The following is a 16,062-nucleotide window of genomic DNA, read 5'->3' as shown; positions in this document are numbered from 1 at the left end:
ACGGTGCTCCGTATGTGTCTCGCTCGCGCCGCCGCGCGGCTTCGTGCCCCTTTTTCGAGCACCGGGCGCTCCCGCGGCCCGGACGCGACCATCCTATCGAATCGACGGGCAGATCGTATACGTTCTCTTGCCTCGACGGCGGATCCGGAGTACGCTCGGCTCATTCGATAAGAGAACGACGTGTTCGATTATCGAACTCGCGGCGCAGCAGCCTGCATCACCCACATCGACGTGAGGAGATCTCCCGTGCAGTTCCACCACCATGGCTACGTCTCCGGCGATCCGCGCGTGCAGCCGGCCGCGGGCGTCGGGCTGGAGCGCCCGGAGGAGCTCCCCGACGTCGTCGACGTCCTCATCGTCGGCACCGGGCCCGCGGGCATCACCCTCGCGGCGCAGCTGTCGCAGTTCCCCGGGATCACGACGCGCATCATCGAGCGCCGCGGCGGACGGCTCGAGGTCGGCCAGGCCGACGGCATCCAGGCCCGCAGCGTCGAGACGTTCCAGGCGTTCGGCTTCGCGAACCGCATCATCGAGGAGGCCTACCGCATCACCGAGATGGCCTTCTGGAAGCCGGATGCCGCGCATCCCGAGAACATCGTGCGCACCGCGGTCGCCCCCGACGACCCGACCGGCATCAGCGAGTTCCCGCACCTCATCGTGAACCAGGCGCGCGTGCAGGACTACTTCCTCGAGGTCATGGCGCACTCGCCCACACGGAACCGGCCGGACTACGGGTGGGAGTTCGTCGGGCTCGAGATCGGCGAGGGCGACCATCCGGTGTCGGTCACGCTGCGGCGCACCGTCGGCCCGGACCAGGGCGCCGAGCGCGTCGTCCGCGCGAAGTACGTCGTCGGCGGCGACGGGGCGCACAGCCGCGTGCGCGAGGCGATCGGCGCGACGCACCAGGGCGCGAAGGCGTTCCACGCGTGGGGCGTCATGGACGTGCTCGCCGACACCGACTTCCCCGACATCCGCCGCAAGTGCGCCATCCAGTCGCACGACGGCGGCAGCATCCTGCACATCCCCCGCGAGGGGAACCATCTCTTCCGCATGTACGTCGACCTCGGCGAGGTGCCGCCCGACGACAACGGTCGGGTGCGGCTGACGACGCAGGAGGAGGTCGAGGCCCGCGCCAACCAGATCCTCCACCCGTACACGCTCACCGTGCGGCACGTCGCATGGCGCAGCGTGTACGAGGTCGGCCACCGCGTCACCGATCGCTTCGACGACGTCATCGAGCCGGGCTCGCGGACGCCGCGCGTCTTCATCATGGGCGACGCGTGCCACACGCACAGTGCCAAGGCCGGACAGGGGATGAACGTGTCGATCCAGGACGGCTTCAACCTCGGGTGGAAGCTGGGCCACGTGCTCGAGGGCCGCGCGCCCGAGACCCTGCTCGCGACGTACTCCGCCGAGCGGCAGGTCGTCGCGCAGAACCTCATCGACTTCGACCGGAAGTGGTCGTCGCTCATGGCCGCGAAGCCCGACGAGCTGGACGACCCGACCGAGCTCGAGCGCTTCTACGTGCAGACGGCCGAGTTCCCCGCGGGGTTCATGACCGAGTACGCGCCGTCCATGATCGTGGGGGAGGGTGTCCACCAGGCGCTCGCCGCCGGGTTCCCGATCGGCAAGCGCTTCCGATCGCACCCGGTCGTGCGCGTGTGCGACGGCAATCCCGTGCACCTGGGGCACCACGCGCGTGCGGACGGCCGCTGGCGCATCTACGTCTTCGCGGGGGCGGATGGCCTCGCGCGCGGGTCGGAGACGGTCGAGCTCGCCGAGTGGCTCGCGACCTCGGCGGCGTCGCCGCTCGCCGCGACGCCCGCCGGCGCCGACCGCGATGCGTGGTTCGACGTGAAGGTCGTCTACCAGGAGGCGCATCTCGACGTCGATCCGGGACGCGTGCCCGACGTGTTCCGGCCTCGCACGGGGCCGTTCCAGGTCGTCGACCACGAGAAGGTGTACGCGGCCGATCCGCGCGACGACATCTTCGACGCGCGCGGCGTCGACCGCTCGGGCGCCGTCGTCGTGGTGCGGCCCGATCAGTACGTCGCGCACGTCCTCCCGCTCGCGGCGCGCGACGAGCTCGCCGCATTCTTCGCCGGCTGCGCGGCGACCGCGGTCGGCGCCTGATCCGCTCCGGTCAGGCCCCGTAGCGGCGCACGACGCTCGCGGCCGCGGACTGCAGGCGCGCGGCGATGGCCGCGGCCTCGCGCGGCAGCGACACGTGGATGACCGCGATCGCGGCGGGCGGCTGACCCGGCACGGTCAGCGGAACCGCGACGGAGTGCAGCGACGAGACGACCTCGTCGTGGCTGACGGCGTACCCGCGCGCGCGGCTCTCCGCGATCTCCGTGCGCAGCCGGTCGTCGACGTCGGCGGGCCAGGACTCCTCGGGGATGGACAGGAGGATCGCCTTGCCGGGGCCGCCCCGCGTGATGGGATGGCGGTGGCCGGGGCGGTAGGAGACGACGGCGATCGTCTGCCGCGGCGATGCGCTCAGCAGCGTCACGGCCTCGTCGCGGTCGAGCTGGATCGCGAGGAGGCAGGTCATCCCGAGCTCGTCGGCGACCGCCTCGAGATCGGGGAGCGCGGCCTGGCGGAGATCGCGCGAGACGCCGGCCGCCAGGGCGGCGAGGCCCGCGGCGAGCGCGACCCTGCCCGATTCGTCGCGGGAGACGAGTCCGTGGTCCTCGAGCGTGCGCAGCAGACGGTAGGCGACCGAGCGGTGCACGTCGAGGCGCGCCGCGAGCTCGTCGATCGTCGGATCGCGCTCGGAGGCGGCGATCAGCTCGAGCAGCCGGATGCCGCGGCTCAGCGTCTGCGATCCAGCTGCGGGTGCCGCCATGGGTTCGAGACTAGGACATGTCCCGCAGGGCGCGTGCGAGGAGCTCGCGCACCTCGTCGTCGCTCGTCTGATCGAAGCGGTCGTACGCGGCGCCGACGGCCCACAGGCCCTCGGCGGTCCACGCGCACACCACCTCGTCGGCCTCGCGCGCGATGTCGTCGGCCGTCGTCCCGAGCGCGACGGGCACGGCGACGATGACGCGCGCGGGGGAGGCCGCGCGCACGGCCGCGACGGCGGCGCGCATGGTGGCGCCCGTCGCCAGGCCGTCGTCGACGAGCACGACCACGCGGCCGTCGATCCGCACGGGCGGTCGGCCGTCTCGGTACGCCCGCTGTCGGCGCCGCAGCTCGACCTCCTCGTCGGCCCGCACGCCGGCCATCGCCGAGGGGTCGGCGGTGGCCGGGTTCTCCACGGCGGCGAGGTCCTCGCGCCCGACCGCGGCGATCGCGCCCATGGCGACCTCGGGCTGCGCCGGATGGCCGAGCTTGCGCGCCACGAGCACGTCGAGCTCGGCGCCGAGCGCACGCGCGACCTCCGCCGCGACCGGCACGCCGCCGCGCGGGAGCCCCAGGACGAGGAGATCCGGCGTGCCGCGGACATCCGCGAGCAGGTCGGCGAGCGCGCGGCCCGCCTCCGCGCGGTCGGCGAAGCGGTCGGTCCGCATCCTGTCAGCGCTCCTTCCCGCCCTTCCGTGGACACCTCCCTTCTGCCATGATCCTCCGGAGGATGCAATGGGTGAAGTCGAGGGTTAAATCCGCGACGCGCCCACCTCGCAGACCGCGAGGTGGCTTTACTGGAGGGCGGATGGGGAACGTCCTGGAGACCGAGGGGCTGCCGCCGGACGGATCGGCGCGCAGGGGGATCGCGGGGCGACTGGGGCCTCATCTGCAGGGAGACGGAAATGCCTTTCATCCGCTATGACGTGTGCGCAGAGGTGGGGGACTCCCGGCGTCAGACGAGCCACAGCATGCTCGCCGAGACGCCCGGCTTCTCTCAGAACGCCCACACCCCGTTCGCGCGCGAATCCGAGACGCGCGGACGCGTGATCGGAGGAGGCGGCATGGCCGCCTGACTCCGAGCGCCGTCGGGATGACGTCCCGCACGAGGTCGAGGGGAACGCGCCCGCGCGTTCCCCTCTCTCGTGCGGTTGACCCCTCGTGTCCGGTCCGGCTAGGGTCGGTGCAGTCCTGATCTACAACGTTGTAAAAGGAGTCAGATGACATCGCGCCGCTCTTCCCTTCTCCCGGCCGCCCTGCTGACGGCCACGCTCGTCGCGAGCGCGGCCGTGCCCGCCGCGGCCGCCCCGCCGACCGAGCCGGAGCCGGCACCGACCGGAGGCATCTCGGTCACGGGGCAGACCGCGCCGATCCACGACCCGTCGCTCTTCATCGACGAGAGCGACGGCACGTGGTACGTGTACTCGACCGGAGAGGTCGGCCGCGCGAACGGCGGGACGATCCAGACCTGGTCGTCGCACGACGAGGGCGTCACGTGGGAGTACGACGGCAACGTGTGGGACGAGATCCCCGCCTGGATCGACGACCACTTCGCCGACGGAGCACTGCCCGACAACCTGTGGGCGCCCGAGCTCTACGAGCACGACGGCACCTACTACCTCTACTACTCCGCGTCGCGCTTCGGCACGAACACCTCCGTCACGGCGCTCGCGACGAACACGACGCTCGACCCCGACGACCCCGACTACGCGTGGGTCGACCAGGGTCCCGTCATCGCGTCGCCCCAGCCCATCGCCGGCGGCAAGGAGTTCAACGCGATCGACGCCGGCATCATCGAGGACGCCGACGGCACGCCCTACATGGCGATCGGCTCGCACTGGTACGGGATCTTCCTCGTCGAGATCGCGTGGCCGAGCGGCAAGCCCGTGCCCGGCGCGGTCGAGAACGCCGTGCACCTCGTCGACCGCTTCGCCCCCGGCAATCGCGTCGAGGCGCCGTTCATCGAGGAGCACGACGGCTGGTACTACCTCTTCGTCTCCTTCGACGCCTGCTGCCAGGGTGCGGACAGCACCTATCACGTCGCGGTGGGGCGCTCGCGGTCGGTCACGGGCCCGTACCTCGACAAGGACGGCCGCGACATGCTCGGCGGGGGAGGGAGCACGCTGCTCGACACCCACGGCGCGATCGTCGGCCCGGGCGGGCAGTCCGTCGACGACGGCGTGCTCGCCTTCCACTACTACGACGCGGCCAACGAGGAGATCCCCTACTTCCCCCGTCTCGGTCTCCATCGACTCGCGTGGGAGGACGGATGGCCCGTGGTCGATCAGACGGTCGGGCTGCCCGAGATCGCCGCGCAGCCGGAGGACGCGACGGCGCGCAGGAACGGATCGGCGCAGTTCGCGATCGAGGTCTCGGGTGCGCCCGCTCCGGTCGTGACGTGGGAGACATCCGCCGATGGCGGCGCGACGTGGCAGCCCGCGGCCGGCTCGACCGCGCAGATCGCGACGGATGGCTCGGCGTCGTACCGCATCGAGAAGGCGCGCTCCGAGAGCGACGGGATGCTCGTGCGCGCGACGGTCGAGAACGCCCACGGCCGGGTGCAGAGCGACGTCGCCCAGCTCTCGGTCGCGAAGCCCGGACGACGATGACCGCGTGAGGCGGCGGGCGCGTGCGGCGCCCGCCGCGTCAGCGCGCGGCGAACCGCGCCTCGACGGCGGCCGACACGACGATGTCGTCGGGGCGGTAGCTCACGGCGGCCTCTGCGGCGTCGAACGCCGTCGCGCGCATCGCGCGAAGCGGTCGCGGGCCGCCCTCGGGGGCGAGGAAGCCCGGGTCGGCCACCTCGAGCGGGACGACGGAGTGCAGGCCGAGCGCCTCGGCGTACGCCTTCGCCCTCGCGACCGCGATGCCCACCGCCCGCTCGGCGACCTCGCGCTCGAGGGCGGCCCGCGTCTGCGAGGTGAGGTGCCAGTGCACCTCGCCGATCTCGACGTCGTCGAGCGTCGACGCGTCCGACACCCACGCCGACAGGTCGCCGGCATCGGCGAACGTCGCTGTGAACTCGACCGCGGCCGTGTGCACGGGGTCGTGGCGGACGCCGCCGTCGCCCCACGGGCGCTCGACGCGCACGGCGAGACGCGCGCTCGACCAGTCGAGGATCGATCCGGCCGCGCTCGCCGCGGCGATCCGCTCGCGGACCGTCTCGGACCGCACGAGGACGCGCCGCACGACCTCGTCGCGCGCCGGCGCGTCGGCGCGCACGGAGAGATGGAGGGTCGCCCGCTCGGGGGCTCTGCGCTCCTCATCCTCGCCGCGCACCGTGATGATGACATCGCTCATGGCGCGACTCTACGCGGGCGCCCTCACACCTGCTCGAGCGGGATCCCGAGATAGGCCGTCTCGAGCCGCTCGAGCGCCGGGTGCGCGGGATCCCACGCGACCCCGTCGATGCTCGCGATGGGCCGCACACCGAATCCGGCGTTCGTCGCGAACGCCGCGTCCATCCGGGGGAGATCCGCCGGCGTCACGGCTGCGGTCGAGCTCGGCACCGAGTGCGCGCGCAGCGCGTCGTCGAGAACCGCCGCCGTGACACCGGGCAGCGCGTCGGCGGCCGGCCAGACGACGTCGCCGTCGCGCACGAACCCGAGGTTCCAGGTGGGTCCCTCCGCGAGCCGACCGGCGTCGTCGGCGAAGACGGCGTCATCCCACCCGTCGCGCTGCGCCTCGGCACGGGCGAGCAGAGCGCCGAAGAGGCCCGTGTGCTTGACGGCCGGGAGCTCGCGGGCGAAGCGGACCGTGCGCACGCGCAGGGCGGGAGGCCGCGCGGCGGCGGCAGGGCGCGGCGTCATGAGCACGCGGGGGCGAGCCTCCGCTCCGGGTCGCTCGACCCCGAGCCGCGGGTCGAACACCGTCACCCGCACGACGACGGGGTCCGGCTCGTCGGCGATCGCCGCGCGCAGCTGATCGCGCACGGTCGCGATGTCGAGCTCGACGCGGAACACCGTGCGGCAGTCTCGCGCGAGCCGCGCGAGGTGCCGCGCGAGGCCGCGCACGCCGCCGCGCTCGACCCGCACCGTGGTGAAGTGGCCGAAGCCCGTGAGCGCGAGCGGCTGGAGATCGGCCGCCGACGCGGGCGCCCCGTCGAGCAGCTGCATGCGCCCAGTCTCGCACCCGTCCGCGCGTGCCCCAGAATGGTGTCGATGACGAAGGGACAGGCAGGCGGGCTCCGAGTGCTCCTCGTCGACAACTACGACTCGTACACGGGCAACCTGCTGCAGCTCATCTGGAGCGCGACGGGCGTGGAGCCGCACCTCGTGCAGAACGACGACGTCGACGTCGACCACCTGGCGGGGTACTCGCACGTCGTGCTCGGCCCGGGGCCCGGCACACCCCATTGCGCGGAGGACGTCGGGCGCGGCTTCGAGGTGCTCGAGCGCGCGGCGGTGCCCGTGCTCGGCGTGTGCTTCGGATTCCAGGCGATGGCGGTCGCGCTGGGCGGGCGCATCGTGCCGGCCCCGCGCCCCGCGCACGGGCGGATCGACCGCATCGCGCACGACGGGTCCGCCCTGTTCGCGGGCATGAGCGACGGGTTCGACGCCGTCCGCTACCACTCGCTCGTCGTCGCCGAGCCCGCTCCGGCTGCGCTGCGCGTGACCGCGCGCTCGGAGGACGGCCTCATCATGGCCGGGGAGTGCGTCGAGCGCGGATGGTGGGGCGTGCAGTTCCATCCGGAGTCGATCGGGACCGGCGCGGGCGGTCGGATCGTCGAGAACTTCCTCGCACAGGAGCGCGCATGACGGGCTCGACGGGGCGCCCCGGCACGTGGCTCGCGTGGACGCGCACGCTGCCGCTCGAGGGCGACGCCGAGGCGATCTTCGCCGCGCTCCACGGCCCGGACGGAGGGACAGCGGTCTGGCTCGACAGCGCCCAGCAGGCGTACGGCATGGGCCGCTGGTCGATCATCGGCGCGCCGGAGGGGCCGCGCGATCACGTCGTGGAGTTCTGGGCGGCGGACGGCCGGGTGCGGATCGACGGGGCCGACGCGGGAGCCGGGATCGACCTGTGGGAGCTCCTCGCCGAGCGTCTCGACGCGAACCCCGTCGATGCGCCGTCCGATCTCCCGTTCGCCGGCGGCTACGTGGGCGCGATCGGCTACGGCGTCAAGGACATCGGCGCGCGGCGGCCGACGCGCGAGCCCGACGCCCAGCTCGTGCACCTCAGCCGGTACGTCGTCGTCGACCACGTCGACGGCGTCGTGCAGGTCGTCGCGACCGGCCCCGCATCCGACGAGGCGGACGCGCGCTCCTGGATCGCCGCGACGGCTCAGCGGCTCGGCGAGCTCGCGCCGCTCGCGCCGCTCGCGCCGCCGCTCGCGCCGCCGTCCGCGGGCGCTGCTGAGGCCTCCGTGACCCGCGCGCGCTACCGGCGCGACCTCGACGCCGTCCGCTCCTGGCTCCTCGCGGGGGACTCCTACGAGGCCTGCTACACCTACACGCTGCGATGCCCGGTCGACGACGCGCCCTTCGAGGCGTACCGGCGGCTGCGGCGCGCCAACCCCGCTCCCTACGCGTCGTACCTGCGGCTGCCGGGCCGGACGATCCTGTCGTGCTCGCCCGAGCGCTATCTCACGGTCTCGCGCTCGGGCTGGGCCGAGACGAAGCCGATCAAGGGCACCGCGCGACGCCTCGCCGATCCCGCCGCCGACCGCGCGGCGGCGGCCGCGCTCGCCGCGGACCCGAAGACGCGCAGCGAGAACCTCATGATCGTCGACCTGCTGCGCAACGACCTGGGCCGGATCAGCGCCCCGGGCACCGTCGACGTGCCCCAGCTCATGGCCGTGGAGACGTATGCGACGGTGCACCAGCTCGTGACCTCGGTGCGGGCGCGCCTGCTGCCGCGCCCCGCCGGGGGCGTGCGGGCCGCGGGGGCGCTGTTCCCGCCGGGGTCGATGACGGGTGCGCCGAAGCGGCGCACGGTCGAGCTGCTCGATGCGCTCGAGGCGGAGCCGCGCGGGGTCTACGCCGGGGTCATCGGCGCCTTCTCGCGCTGCGGCGCCGTCGACCTGTCGGTCGTCATCCGCACCGCGGTCGTCGCCGACGGCGTCGCGCGCATCGGCACGGGCGGCGCGATCACGATCGACAGCGATCCCGCGGCCGAGGCCGACGAGACCGTCGCGAAGTCGGCGGCGATGCTGCGCGCCTTCGGCTGCACGCACCCCTTCGAAGACGGTCAGAGTCGCGCGTAGATCGCGTGGATCTCCCGGATGATCCGCTCGACGCCGTCGGCATCGCGCTCCGCGAGCGCCTCGCGCAGCCGCCGGTACCCGTCGCCCATCGCCGCGAGCAGGTCGTCCGGCACCGACTCGACGCCGTGCACCGCTCGCGCGAGCGCGAGGTTGATGTCGCGCGACGCGAGCTGGAGCTGCCGGCTGCGCGACTGCTCGAGGAGGTCGAGGTAGAAGTCGTCGAGCCGCTTCCGATGGGCGTCGGCATCGCCGGTCTCGGCGAGGATCGCGTCGAGGAGCGAGAGCGCGTGCGCGAGCTCCTCGTCGGTCATCCGCTCGGCCGCGAGGCGCCCCGCCCATCCGGCCTGGTTGCCCGCGTACTCGAAGGCGTCCCGGGCGATCTCGGGCGTCATCTCGGTCACGCGCGTGTATCTGCTCGCGACCATCTCGATGAGGCCGATGCGCTCGAGATGGAGGAAGGCCTCGCGCACCGGCATGCGGGACACGCCGAGCTGGGCGGCGACCTCGTCGTCCTTGATCTGGGCCCCGGGCGCGAGCTCTCCCGACACGATCGACGCGGCGATGCGCTCGAACACGAGCTCGCTCAGTCGAGTGGGTGCCGGGGGCCGCAGGGGCGTGAAGTCGCTCATCGCGATACCGATATGACGCGCATGTTCGCAGTGTAGGGCCGCGCGCGCTCCGAGCGCGATACCCAGGTGCCCGTGGAGTCGCGGCGCGCTCGGCGCCGAGACTCCACGGGGCGCCGCATCAGTCGGCGTCGCCGACGAGGACGGCCTGAGCCTGGTCGACCGCGGTCTCGTGGCCCGCATCGGCGCGCGCGAGCAGACGGCGTCCGCTCACGACGATGACGGCGGCGATGAGCGCGGCGATCGCCCCGAACACGTAGGGAGCGGTGTCGCCCCAATGCTCGGCGAGCACGGCCGCGAGGGGCGGCGCGGCGGCGCCGCCGAGGAAGCGCACGCCCGAGTACGACGACGACGCGATCGAGCGCGGGATGTCGGTCGCCTCCATCACGGTCTCCGTGAGGATCGTGTTCATGAAGCCGAACAGCAGCCCGCCCACGACGATGCACGTCACGAGCGCGGGCTTGCTGTGGACGAGGAGCCCCGCGACGACGAGGTCGACCGCGATGAGCGGGAGGATGATCGCGATCGCCGTCGTCCTGCGCACGACGCGCAGGAGCAGCGGCGCGCCCCAGATCGAGGTGATCGCGAGGCCGAGCCCCCAGCCGAAGAAGGTGAAGCCGATGCCGAGCGCCGAGAAGCCGAGCGGGAACGGCGAGTAGGCGAGCAGGACGAAGAACGCGATGTTGTAGAAGATCGCGGCCGTCGCGAGCAGGCCGAGCGCCGGCGTCGCGAGCGCGCGGAATGCCGCCGTGAGGCGCACGGGCTCCGGGCGGTCGGCCGGTGCCCTGAGCAGCACGGCGATCGCGATGATGGCGATGGCCATGAGGGTCGCGACGCCGAAGAAGGGAGCGCGCCAGGTCACCTCTCCGAGCAGACCGCCGACGAGCGGGCCCACGGCGAGACCGAGGCCGAGCGCGGCCTCGTAGAGCATGATCGCGTTCGCGCTGCCGCCGGCCGCCGCGCCGACGATCGTCGCGAGGGCCGTCGAGATGAAGAGCGCGTTGCCGAGGCCCCAGCCCGCGCGGAAGCCGATCACGGCGTCGACCGAGCCGCTGACAGCGCACAGGAACGCGAACACGAGGATGAACCCGAGACCGATGAGGAGGGTGCGCTTGGCGCCGATGCGGCTCGAGACGAAGCTCGTGAAGAGCATCATGAGCCCCGTGATGACGAGGTAGCTCGTGAAGAGCAGCTCGCTCTCGGCGGGGGTCGCGTGCAGCTGCTCCGCGATCGCGGGCAGGATCGGGTCGACCAGGCCGATCCCCATGAACGCGACGACGCTCGCGAATGCGACCGCCCATACCTGCATCGGCTGGCGCCAGATCGACGCCGTTCTCTCTCCTGAGCTCATCGTGCCGAGCTCTCCTCTCCGTCCGCGGGCCGCGCGTCGGCCATCCGCTGCGTGAGCAGCTCGGCCGAGGTGCGCAGCGCCTGCCATTCGCTGTCGCTGAGATCCGCGAAGCGGGGGAGGAGCGCCTCGACGAGCTGCACGCGCCATGCGGCGTACGCCTGCTCGCCGCGCTCGGTGGCGGCCACGCGCACCGCGCGCGAGTCGTCCGGGTCGGGCTCGCGCGCGACGAGCCCAGCGTCGGCCATGCCGCCGATCAGGCGCGTGACGCCCGGCTGCGTGATGCGGCTGAGTCGAGCGAGCTCGCCGATGCGCAGCGGCCCCCGTTCGCGGAGGATCGCGAGGGTCCGCCACTGCGCGGCGGGCGCCTCGTTCCGGGTCTCGAGCGCCGCCACGCGGGTGAGCGCGTGCGCCGCGACGATGATGCTCTCGAGGTCCCGTGCGCGATCCATGTCAACAGCATACCGCAGTTATATAACGTCGGTATGGATATGGGGACGACGGAGCGACGCGCTGACGCCGCGAGCGTCAGCGGCGCTTGCGGCCGCGCGTGCCCTTGTCCTTCTTGCCGGGCTTCGGCGTGCCGGCGTACTTGTACTCCTTGCCGGCGATGGGGGAGTCCTCGGGGACGGCGCCGCCGCGCGAGGCGGTGCGGATGTCGCGGGCCTCGCCGATCGCGAGGGTGAGCGTGATCGCCCAGCTCAGCCAGGCGAGTGCGACGCGCCACGTGAACCGCTTGTCGTTCGATCCCTTCAGCAGCGAGTAGCCGCTCGTGATCGCGCCGAGGAGTCCGGTTCCCATGAGGTACTTGCGCATGCCCCCACGCTAGCGCGCGACCCGCGCGTGCGCAGAGGGCGCCGTGGGGCTTGCGGCGTCTCGCGCGCGCTGGTATCGGACGCGGCGCCGTGCCGTCAAGGGCGCCGCGGGGGAGCGGGGTCGGCCGCGCGGCGCTGGCTAGACTGGCGAACCGGATACTCAAGGAGCGTCATGGCCGAAGCGGATCTCGTCGTCGTAGCAAATCGCCTTCCCGTGGATCGGATCGAGGACGAGACCGGCCAGCCGGCCTGGCGTCGCTCCCCGGGCGGTCTCGTGACGGCTCTCGAGCAGGTCATGCACAAGGTCGACGGCGCGTGGGTGGGCTGGGCGGGCAAGCCGGGCCTCGACGTCGAGCCGTTCGACTTCGACGGCACGCACCTCGTGCCGATCCAGCTCAGCGCCGAGGAGCTCGAGGACTACTACGAGGGGTTCGCCAACGGGACGATCTGGCCGCTGTACCACGACGTCATCGCGACGCCGGTCTACAAGCGCCGCTGGTGGGACGCGTATGTCCGCGTCAACCGCCGCTTCGCCGAGGCCGCGGCCGAAGTGGCGTCGGAGGGCGGCTTCGTGTGGGTCCAGGACTACCAGCTCCAGCTCGTCCCGCAGATGCTCCGCGAGCTGCGGCCGGACGTCATCATCGGCTACTTCCACCACATCCCGTTCCCCGCCTACGGCCTCTACGCCCAGCTCCCGTGGCGCCGCCAGGTCGTCGAGGGCCTCCTCGGCGCCGACGTCATCGGGTTCCAGCGGGTCGCCGACGCCGGCAACTTCCAGCGCTCGGTGCGGCGCATCCTCCGCTACGCGACGAGGAGCGACACGATCACCATCCCGCAGCCGGACGGCACCGCGCGCACGGCGATCGCGAAGGCGTACCCGATCTCGATCGACGCGCAGTCCTTCATCGAGCTGGCCCAGGATCCGGCCATCCGCGCTCGTGCGAAGGAGATCCGCGAGCAGCTCGGCAACCCCTCCAAGGTGCTCCTCGGGGTCGACCGCCTCGACTACACCAAGGGCATCCGGCACCGGCTCAAGGCGTTCGGCGAGCTCCTGCAGGACGGCCGCGTGCAGGTCGGCGACGTCACGCTCGTGCAGGTCGCGAGCCCCAGTCGGCCGGGTGTCGAGGCGTATCAGGAGCTCCGCGACGAGATCGAGCTCACGGTCGGCCGCATCAACGGCGACTACGACACGATCCACCACACGGCCATCCGCTACCTCCATCAGGGATTCCCGCGCGAGGAGATGGTCGCCCTCTACCTGGCGGCCGACGTCATGCTCGTCACCGCCCTGCGCGACGGCATGAACCTCGTCGCGAAGGAGTACGTCGCCGTGCACTCGGACAACCGCGGCGTGCTCATGCTGAGCGAGTTCGCGGGGGCCGCCGACGAGCTCAGCAGCGCGCTGCTGGTCAATCCGCACGACATCGACGGCATGAAGGAGGCGATCATGCGCGCGATCGAGATGCCCCCGGCCGAGCAGTCGCGGCGGATGCGCAGCATGCGCCGGCGCGTGCTCGAGAACGACGTCGAGCGCTGGGGGCGCCGCTTCCTGGCCGACCTCGAGACCTACCGGGAGCGTCGCCGGTGACCGGCGCGGCGCCCGTCGGCGACCCGCGCGCGCAGGCGGCCATCGCGTCGGTCGCGCAGACGCCGCGGCTGCTCGTGGCCCTCGACTTCGACGGCACCCTCGCGCCGCTCGTCGACGAGCCGCTCACGGCGAGGGCCATCCCCGAGGCCACGGCGGCGGTGGCGGCCCTCGCGGCCACCCCCGACACGATCGTGGCGTTCGTCTCGGGGCGCACGCTCGCCGACCTCCGGGTGATCGCCGAGCACGACGACGCCTCGCCCGTGTGGCTCTCCGGCTCGCACGGCGCTGAGCACTGGCGGCCCGCGGGCGCGGCGCCCGTGGCCGCCGCCGACGACGCCGATGAGCGGGCCGCAGCCGCCGCGCTGGTCGACGCGGCCGAGACCGCCGTCGCGGGGATGACCGGCGCGTGGATCGAGCGCAAGGCATTCGGATTCGCCCTGCACACGCGGCTGGCCGACGACGCGACGACCGCGGCCGCGCAGGACGCGGTCGACCGCCTCGTGGCGGAGCGCGCACCGGGATGGCGTCGCCGGACGGGGCGGGACGTCGTCGAGTTCGCGTGGCGGCACGAGGGCAAGGACTCGGCCGTCGCCGCGCTGCGCGAGGCGACGGGGGCGACGGCCGTGCTCTTCGCGGGCGACGACGTGACCGATGAGGATGCGCTCCGCGCGCTCGGGGACGGCGACCTCGGCATCCGCGTCGGCGAGGGGGAGACCGCGGCCGCCGTGCGCGTCCCCGACGCCGCCGCTCTCGCCGCGCTGCTCAGCGAGATCGCGCGTCGTCGAGCATCCTGACCAGTCGCGCGCGCCCTGGTCGACCCACCTGCGCAGCGGCACGGCGTCGCCCTGCGCGGGGAATAGACTTCCAGCGTGAGCGATACCCCTGAGATCGACATCAAGCCCCGCAGCCGCGTGGTGACGGACGGCATCGAGGCCACGACGTCGCGCGGCATGCTCCGCGCCGTGGGCATGGGAGACGCCGACTGGGACAAGCCCCAGATCGGCATCGCCTCGAGCTGGAACGAGATCACCCCCTGCAACCTGTCGCTCGACCGGCTCGCGCAGGGCGCGAAGGAGGGCGTGCACTCGGGCGGGGGCTACCCGCTCCAGTTCGGCACCGTCTCGGTCTCGGACGGCATCTCCATGGGCCACGAGGGAATGCACTTCTCGCTCGTGAGCCGCGAGGTGATCGCCGACAGCGTCGAGACCGTCATCATGGCCGAGCGCCTCGACGGCACGGTCCTGCTCGCGGGCTGCGACAAGTCGATCCCCGGCATGCTCATGGCCAGCGCGCGGCTCGGGCTGTCCAGCGTCTTCCTCTACGCCGGCTCGATCGCGCCCGGCTGGGTCAAGCTCTCGGACGGCACCGAGAAGGACATCACGATCATCGACTCCTTCGAGGCCGTGGGCGCGTGCCGCGCGGGTCTCATGTCGGAGGAGGACCTCAAGCGCATCGAGTGCGCCTTCGCCCCGGGCGAGGGAGCCTGCGGCGGCATGTACACGGCCAACACGATGGCCTCGGTGGCCGAGGCGCTCGGCCTGAGCCTGCCCGGATCGGCCGCGCCGCCGGCGGCCGACCGTCGGCGCGACTACTTCGCGCACCGGTCGGGCGAGGCCGTCGTCGAGCTGCTGCGGCAGGGCATCACGACCAAGGACATCCTGACGAAGGAGTCGTTCGAGAACGCGATCGCGCTCGCGATGGCCCTCGGCGGCTCGACGAACGTGGTGCTGCACCTGCTCGCGATCGCACGCGAGGCCGAGGTCGAGCTGAGCCTGCACGACTTCAACCGCATCGGCGACCGCGTGCCGCACGTGGCCGACATGAAGCCGTTCGGAAAGTACGTCATGAACGACGTCGACCGCCACGGCGGCATCCCCGTCATCATGAAGGCGATGCTCGACGAGGGACTCATCCACGGCGATGCGCTCACGGTCACCGGCAAGACCGTCGCGGAGAACCTGCGCGAGCTCGACCCCGACCCGATCGACGGCACGGTCGTCCACCGCTTCGACGACCCGATCCACGCGACCGGCGGGCTCACCATCCTGCACGGCTCGCTCGCGCCCGAGGGGGCGGTTGTCAAGACCGCCGGCTTCGACGCGTCCGTGTTCGAGGGCCCCGCGCGCGTGTTCGAGCGCGAGCGCGGCGCCATGGACGCGCTCGCGAACGGCGAGATCGCCGCGGGCGACGTGGTGGTCATCCGCTACGAGGGCCCCAAGGGCGGCCCCGGCATGCGCGAGATGCTCGCGATCACGGCGGCCATCAAGGGCGCTGGCCTCGGCAGGGATGTACTACTCTTGACAGACGGTCGATTCTCAGGCGGCACAACCGGGCTGTGCATCGGCCATATCGCACCAGAGGCGGTGGACGCTGGTCCCATCGCCTTCGTGCGCGATGGTGATCTGATCAGGGTCGATATCGCGGCTCGCACTCTCGACCTACTCGTCGACGAAGCAGAGCTGAGCTCCCGCCGGGAAGGCTGGGAGCCCCTGCCCCCGCGCTACACCCGAGGCGTTCTGGCCAAGTACTCCAAGCTCGTGCGCTCCGCCGCGGAAGGCGCGACGACCGGCTGAGCCGGTCCCGGCCCCGCCGCGTCCGCTGAGCACCCACTCGACCAACAGCGAGGAAGCATCATC

General features: G+C 72.6%; 16 protein-coding genes. 8 read left to right on the top strand and 8 right to left on the bottom strand.

Annotated elements, in window-relative coordinates; all coding sequences use genetic code 11:
* The first annotated feature begins 246 nt into the window (after nt 1-246).
* Nucleotides 247-2,133, top strand: coding sequence for an FAD-binding monooxygenase (locus GC092_RS09855; protein WP_324011664.1), 1,887 nt, complete (start codon nt 247-249; stop codon nt 2,131-2,133).
* A 10-nt stretch (nt 2,134-2,143) separates the two neighbouring features.
* Here the strand turns inward: GC092_RS09855 and GC092_RS09850 are convergent, their stop codons facing one another.
* Both GC092_RS09850 and GC092_RS09845 read right to left on the bottom strand, forming a co-directional pair.
* A complete protein-coding gene (locus GC092_RS09850) occupies nt 2,144-2,848 on the bottom strand; it encodes an IclR family transcriptional regulator (protein ID WP_324011661.1) in 705 nt (234 codons plus the stop codon).
* Nucleotides 2,849-2,858: 10 nt separating this feature from the next.
* Complete coding sequence (locus GC092_RS09845) at nt 2,859-3,512, bottom strand: phosphoribosyltransferase (RefSeq protein WP_324011659.1); 654 nt, start codon at nt 3,510-3,512, stop codon at nt 2,859-2,861.
* A gap of 237 nt (nt 3,513-3,749) precedes the next feature.
* Between GC092_RS09845 and GC092_RS09840 the strand changes: the two genes are divergently transcribed.
* Nucleotides 3,750-3,920: a hypothetical protein gene (locus GC092_RS09840; RefSeq protein ID WP_271173998.1), complete on the top strand. Its 171-nt coding sequence runs from the start codon at nt 3,750-3,752 to the stop codon at nt 3,918-3,920.
* A gap of 144 nt (nt 3,921-4,064) precedes the next feature.
* Complete coding sequence (locus GC092_RS09835; protein WP_324011656.1) at nt 4,065-5,453, top strand: glycoside hydrolase family 43 protein; 1,389 nt, start codon at nt 4,065-4,067, stop codon at nt 5,451-5,453.
* A 37-nt stretch (nt 5,454-5,490) separates the two neighbouring features.
* Here the strand turns inward: GC092_RS09835 and GC092_RS09830 are convergent, their stop codons facing one another.
* On the bottom strand, nt 5,491-6,144 hold the full coding sequence (locus GC092_RS09830) for an SIMPL domain-containing protein (protein ID WP_324011654.1): 654 nt from the start codon (nt 6,142-6,144) through the stop codon (nt 5,491-5,493).
* 23 nt (nt 6,145-6,167) lie between these two features.
* The gene (locus GC092_RS09825; protein ID WP_324011652.1) at nt 6,168-6,959 is read right to left on the bottom strand and encodes an aminotransferase class IV; all 792 of its coding nucleotides are present in this window, start codon (nt 6,957-6,959) and stop codon (nt 6,168-6,170) included.
* Between the two features lie 45 nt (nt 6,960-7,004).
* On the opposite strand from GC092_RS09825, the gene GC092_RS09820 reads away from it, so the two are divergent.
* Both GC092_RS09820 and GC092_RS09815 read left to right on the top strand, forming a co-directional pair.
* Nucleotides 7,005-7,601 (top strand): anthranilate synthase component II, encoded by a 597-nt coding sequence (locus tag GC092_RS09820; RefSeq protein WP_324011651.1) that lies wholly within the window; start codon nt 7,005-7,007, stop codon nt 7,599-7,601.
* Entirely contained in the window at nt 7,598-9,049 is a 1,452-nt protein-coding gene (locus GC092_RS09815) for an anthranilate synthase component I family protein (protein WP_324011649.1), read from the top strand. Before GC092_RS09820 ends, GC092_RS09815 begins: the two co-directional genes overlap by 4 nt.
* Here GC092_RS09815 and GC092_RS09810 read toward each other — a convergent pair.
* From GC092_RS09810 to GC092_RS09795, 4 genes are all read right to left on the bottom strand, one after another.
* Nucleotides 9,034-9,678, bottom strand: coding sequence for a GntR family transcriptional regulator (locus GC092_RS09810; protein ID WP_324011647.1), 645 nt, complete (start codon nt 9,676-9,678; stop codon nt 9,034-9,036). The two genes, GC092_RS09815 and GC092_RS09810, sit on opposite strands and share 16 nt — an antisense overlap.
* Nucleotides 9,679-9,796: 118 nt before the next feature.
* Nucleotides 9,797-11,026, bottom strand: a complete 1,230-nt coding sequence (locus GC092_RS09805; RefSeq protein WP_324011646.1) for an MFS transporter — start codon at nt 11,024-11,026, stop codon at nt 9,797-9,799.
* Nucleotides 11,023-11,475 (bottom strand): MarR family winged helix-turn-helix transcriptional regulator, encoded by a 453-nt coding sequence (locus tag GC092_RS09800; RefSeq protein ID WP_324011644.1) that lies wholly within the window; start codon nt 11,473-11,475, stop codon nt 11,023-11,025. The genes GC092_RS09805 and GC092_RS09800 overlap by 4 nt, the downstream gene beginning before the upstream one ends.
* Nucleotides 11,476-11,551: 76 nt before the next feature.
* The gene (locus GC092_RS09795; protein ID WP_271174007.1) at nt 11,552-11,839 is read right to left on the bottom strand and encodes a hypothetical protein; all 288 of its coding nucleotides are present in this window, start codon (nt 11,837-11,839) and stop codon (nt 11,552-11,554) included.
* Between the two features lie 171 nt (nt 11,840-12,010).
* Between GC092_RS09795 and otsA the strand changes: the two genes are divergently transcribed.
* The 3 genes from otsA (at nt 12,011) to ilvD (ending at nt 15,999) form a co-directional block, all read left to right on the top strand.
* A complete protein-coding gene (gene otsA / locus GC092_RS09790; RefSeq protein WP_271174008.1) occupies nt 12,011-13,426 on the top strand; it encodes an alpha,alpha-trehalose-phosphate synthase (UDP-forming) in 1,416 nt (471 codons plus the stop codon).
* Nucleotides 13,423-14,220, top strand: a complete 798-nt coding sequence (gene otsB / locus GC092_RS09785) for a trehalose-phosphatase (RefSeq protein ID WP_324011641.1) — start codon at nt 13,423-13,425, stop codon at nt 14,218-14,220. Before otsA ends, otsB begins: the two co-directional genes overlap by 4 nt.
* A gap of 75 nt (nt 14,221-14,295) precedes the next feature.
* A complete protein-coding gene (gene ilvD, locus GC092_RS09780) occupies nt 14,296-15,999 on the top strand; it encodes a dihydroxy-acid dehydratase (protein ID WP_271174010.1) in 1,704 nt (567 codons plus the stop codon).
* The last annotated feature ends 63 nt before the right edge of the window (nt 16,000-16,062 follow it).

It is taken from the genome of Microbacterium sp. JZ37 (genome assembly GCF_035188445.1).
In the GTDB taxonomy this organism is placed as follows: domain Bacteria; phylum Actinomycetota; class Actinomycetes; order Actinomycetales; family Microbacteriaceae; genus Microbacterium; species Microbacterium barkeri.
This window is presented reverse-complemented; position numbering and strand designations above follow the sequence as displayed.

What these genes read in the sequence shown, in the direction of transcription:
- GC092_RS09850 (WP_324011661.1), bottom strand. Translation starts at nt 2,848, where the DNA reads ATGGCGGCACCCGCAGCTGGATCGCAGACGCTGAGCCGCGGCATCCGG.
- GC092_RS09845 (WP_324011659.1), bottom strand. Translation starts at nt 3,512, where the DNA reads ATGCGGACCGACCGCTTCGCCGACCGCGCGGAGGCGGGCCGCGCGCTC.
- GC092_RS09840 (WP_271173998.1), top strand. Translation starts at nt 3,750, where the DNA reads ATGCCTTTCATCCGCTATGACGTGTGCGCAGAGGTGGGGGACTCCCGG.
- GC092_RS09835 (WP_324011656.1), top strand. Translation starts at nt 4,065, where the DNA reads ATGACATCGCGCCGCTCTTCCCTTCTCCCGGCCGCCCTGCTGACGGCC.
- GC092_RS09830 (WP_324011654.1), bottom strand. Translation starts at nt 6,144, where the DNA reads ATGAGCGATGTCATCATCACGGTGCGCGGCGAGGATGAGGAGCGCAGA.
- GC092_RS09825 (WP_324011652.1), bottom strand. Translation starts at nt 6,959, where the DNA reads ATGCAGCTGCTCGACGGGGCGCCCGCGTCGGCGGCCGATCTCCAGCCG.
- GC092_RS09820 (WP_324011651.1), top strand. Translation starts at nt 7,005, where the DNA reads ATGACGAAGGGACAGGCAGGCGGGCTCCGAGTGCTCCTCGTCGACAAC.
- GC092_RS09815 (WP_324011649.1), top strand. Translation starts at nt 7,598, where the DNA reads ATGACGGGCTCGACGGGGCGCCCCGGCACGTGGCTCGCGTGGACGCGC.
- GC092_RS09810 (WP_324011647.1), bottom strand. Translation starts at nt 9,678, where the DNA reads ATGAGCGACTTCACGCCCCTGCGGCCCCCGGCACCCACTCGACTGAGC.
- GC092_RS09805 (WP_324011646.1), bottom strand. Translation starts at nt 11,026, where the DNA reads ATGAGCTCAGGAGAGAGAACGGCGTCGATCTGGCGCCAGCCGATGCAG.
- GC092_RS09800 (WP_324011644.1), bottom strand. Translation starts at nt 11,475, where the DNA reads ATGGATCGCGCACGGGACCTCGAGAGCATCATCGTCGCGGCGCACGCG.
- GC092_RS09795 (WP_271174007.1), bottom strand. Translation starts at nt 11,839, where the DNA reads ATGCGCAAGTACCTCATGGGAACCGGACTCCTCGGCGCGATCACGAGC.
- otsA (WP_271174008.1), top strand. Translation starts at nt 12,011, where the DNA reads ATGGCCGAAGCGGATCTCGTCGTCGTAGCAAATCGCCTTCCCGTGGAT.